General features: G+C 58.4%; 3 protein-coding genes. 1 reads left to right on the top strand and 2 read right to left on the bottom strand.

Annotated features, from left to right (window positions below; translation table 11 throughout):
- Positions 1 to 178, bottom strand: a 178-nt coding sequence (locus NKJ06_RS35090; protein WP_352812492.1) for an MFS transporter, incomplete at its 3' end; no start/stop codon positions are given.
- A 329-nt stretch (positions 179 to 507) separates the two neighbouring features.
- Here NKJ06_RS35090 and NKJ06_RS35085 point away from each other — a divergent pair.
- On the top strand, positions 508 to 843 hold the full coding sequence (locus tag NKJ06_RS35085) for a hypothetical protein (RefSeq protein WP_031204413.1): 336 nt from the start codon (positions 508 to 510) through the stop codon (positions 841 to 843).
- Positions 844 to 995: 152 nt separating this feature from the next.
- Here the strand turns inward: NKJ06_RS35085 and NKJ06_RS35080 are convergent, their stop codons facing one another.
- The gene (locus NKJ06_RS35080; RefSeq protein WP_352812490.1) at positions 996 to 2,471 is read right to left on the bottom strand and encodes an NAD-dependent succinate-semialdehyde dehydrogenase; all 1,476 of its coding nucleotides are present in this window, start codon (positions 2,469 to 2,471) and stop codon (positions 996 to 998) included.
- Positions 2,472 to 2,792 lie beyond the last annotated feature (321 nt).

The raw sequence follows: 2,792 nt of genomic DNA, 5'->3' as shown, positions 1-2,792 counted from the left end.
CCATCAGATCGGAAGTCGAGATCGTTGCCATCAGCCAGCTGATGGCGACAGTCTGCATCAACCAGCCGAGGCTTGAAACCTGCGTCGCGAGCCAGATCGAACGAAAGGTCGGCTGCAGAAGTGGCCCAAAGGTCCTTGGTGCAGCCAAATCTTCGTTTGATCCAGCCACCCTACTCATTTTGCGAACCTTTGCTTTCCGTTATTGTCGTTTCGCATGTAATCTAGGCTGAACCGTGGCGGCGGGAAGAATAGAGAGGAACTGGTTTCCTCCGACGAGTGCAGCACAGTTTCCTCGGCATTGAGGGTCGCGGCACGCGGGCGTGGGCCGGCTCACTCGCCTTCGAAGATGTCTTGTCAAGGTCGGATTCACTTGTCGCTTAACGCACCAGGCTTCATCAACGCGCACTTTGCGGAGCGATGCCTTTTCGCGAAACGCGACCCTGTTCTTTGTTGAAGACTCATTCATCAGCGGCGTTCGATGCGCTGGCTTAGGGAGAGTGAGGACGCTTGCAGATCTTCGACAGGATCGATTCACTGATAGGCGCAGACGATTGCCGGGCCGCGATCGAAGAGGCGCGCGCCTTGCTACTTCGATTCGAACAAAGGTCTGATGCGCTCACGCATGCGATAGACGACTTTCTGCTCGACCTGATAACGCTGGCTTTCATTGTTGAATGTTACGGACGCGGCTTTGAGCTTTTGGCGCGAACGCTGGCCCGTAGAAGACTGGCAAAGGTCAGGCTTTTGTCGGAAGGGTCGATTCCGCCAGAGAGAAATGACGCCCAAAGCTTGTTGCTAACCGGCTATCGCGCCGCGTTCCGCCACAGTGACGAAGGCAATTGACGACGTTCGACCACCAAAAAATAGGCGGAAGACCGGGGCCCTTTATGAGGCAGACTGGGTGCGGATTGTTCCGCGAATCTGAAAACTGCGGGTCCATTTCGTGGCGTCCGGCCGTCCGCTGGCCTTCATCGCGGCAGTCGCCGCCCGCCGCCTCAGATGCCGCCCATGCAGAGGTACTTCATTTCAAGATAGTCTTCGAGGCCGTGGCGGGAACCTTCCCGCCCGATGCCGGACTGTTTTATCCCACCGAAGGGCGCGGCTTCTGAGGACATGCGTCCTGTGTTGATCCCCACCATGCCATATTCCAGCGCCTCGGCCACACGCCAGACACGCTTCAGGTTCGAAGCATAGAAGTAGGCGGCGAGGCCGTAGATCGTGTCGTTGGCCTCACGCACGGCCTGATCGGCATCCTCAAAGCGAATGATCGGCGCCAAGGGTCCAAAGGTCTCTTCTTGCGCCACCATCATTTGCCTTGAGACGTTGCTGAGGATCGTCGGCTGGAAAAAGTTGCCATCGCTGCCGATCCGGCCGCCGCCACATCGGATCGCGCCACCTTTGGCCAAGGCGTCGGCAATGTGAAGTTCGATCTTGGCCAGTGCATGCCCGTCGATCAGCGGACCGATGGCGACACCTGGATCGAAGCCGTCGCCGACCTGAAGCTCACGGACACGCTCCACGAATTTGGCGACGAATTCGTCATGAACGCCCGACTGGACGTAAAGCCGGTTGGCGGAAACGCAGGTCTGGCCGGCATTGCGAAACTTGGCCTGGATCGCACCGTCGACGGCAGCATCGACGTCGGCATCATCAAAGACAATGAAAGGCGCATTGCCACCCAACTCTAGACCGACTTTCTTTATCTGGTCCGAGCACTGGCGCATGAGCAATCGGCCGACCTCGGTCGAACCGGTGAAACTGATCTTGCGGACCTTGGGGTTGGAGCAGAGTTCGCGGCCGACCGTATTGCCTTCGGAGGCGTAGATGAGGTTGACGACGCCTTCGGGAAACCCGGCAAGATGGGCCAGAGCAAACATTGCACCTGCCACGAGGGGCGTCTGTTCAGCAGGTTTGAGCACAATAGTGCAGCCGGCGGCGAGAGCCGGCGAGATCTTGCGCGCAACCATTGAGGCGGGGAAGTTCCAGGGCGTGATCGTTCCAACGACGCCGATCGGCTGTTTGATCACCAGCATGCGACGGTCTGTAGAGGGCGGCGAGATCGTCTCACCATAGATGCGATTAGCCTCTTCGGCGTACCATTGCAGATATGCGGCCGCATGCGCCACCTCAGACTTCGCTTCGGCTAGCGGCTTGCCCATCTCCGCAGTGAGGATCGCTGCAAGATCGTCGGTGTGGTCGACGATCAGTTGGTGCCAACGCCAGAGGATGTCGCTGCGCTCGCGCGCGGTCAGTGCGGCCCATTCAGGTTGCGCCACATGAGCTTTGTCGATCGCCGTGCGCGTCTCCTCAACACCCATGTCGGGCAGTTCCCCGAGCACCTCGCCGGTCGAAGGGTTTGATACCTCGAAGGTCCGCTCGCTTACTGGCATGCCAAGAGCCGGCACCCGGTCAATGGCTCCGAACAGCTCGCGCGATTTCAGGTGGCGAAGCATTGGCTTGTACAAGGGCAACGCGAATCCTCCTCAATGCAATTGGCGTGTCACACGACTTTTTGGATTATCCGCTGGCCTATGGTTTCGCATAGGGCCTCAGTGAGGGGCCACTAGACCCACTCGAATCCACTCAACCGAAACTGATGTCAGTTGTGCGAAACAGTCCGACCATTTCTCGAAACAAGAGATCGAATCCATGTCGTTGCTCGCGCACTGGAGGGCAAATCGTGATCCTGCCGCGCTGTCAGATATTCCAGTCCAACCGCCCGTGAACGCGCTGGAGCACTGCGCGTCTTTTTTGCGGAAATAGAAGTGCCGAGGTCAGATTTGAAGCTGCCG

It is taken from the genome of Mesorhizobium sp. M0293 (assembly GCF_040321735.1).
Lineage (GTDB): Bacteria > Pseudomonadota > Alphaproteobacteria > Rhizobiales > Rhizobiaceae > Mesorhizobium.
Note: the sequence above shows the minus strand (reverse complement) of the source record. Positions and strands in the feature narration are given on the sequence as shown.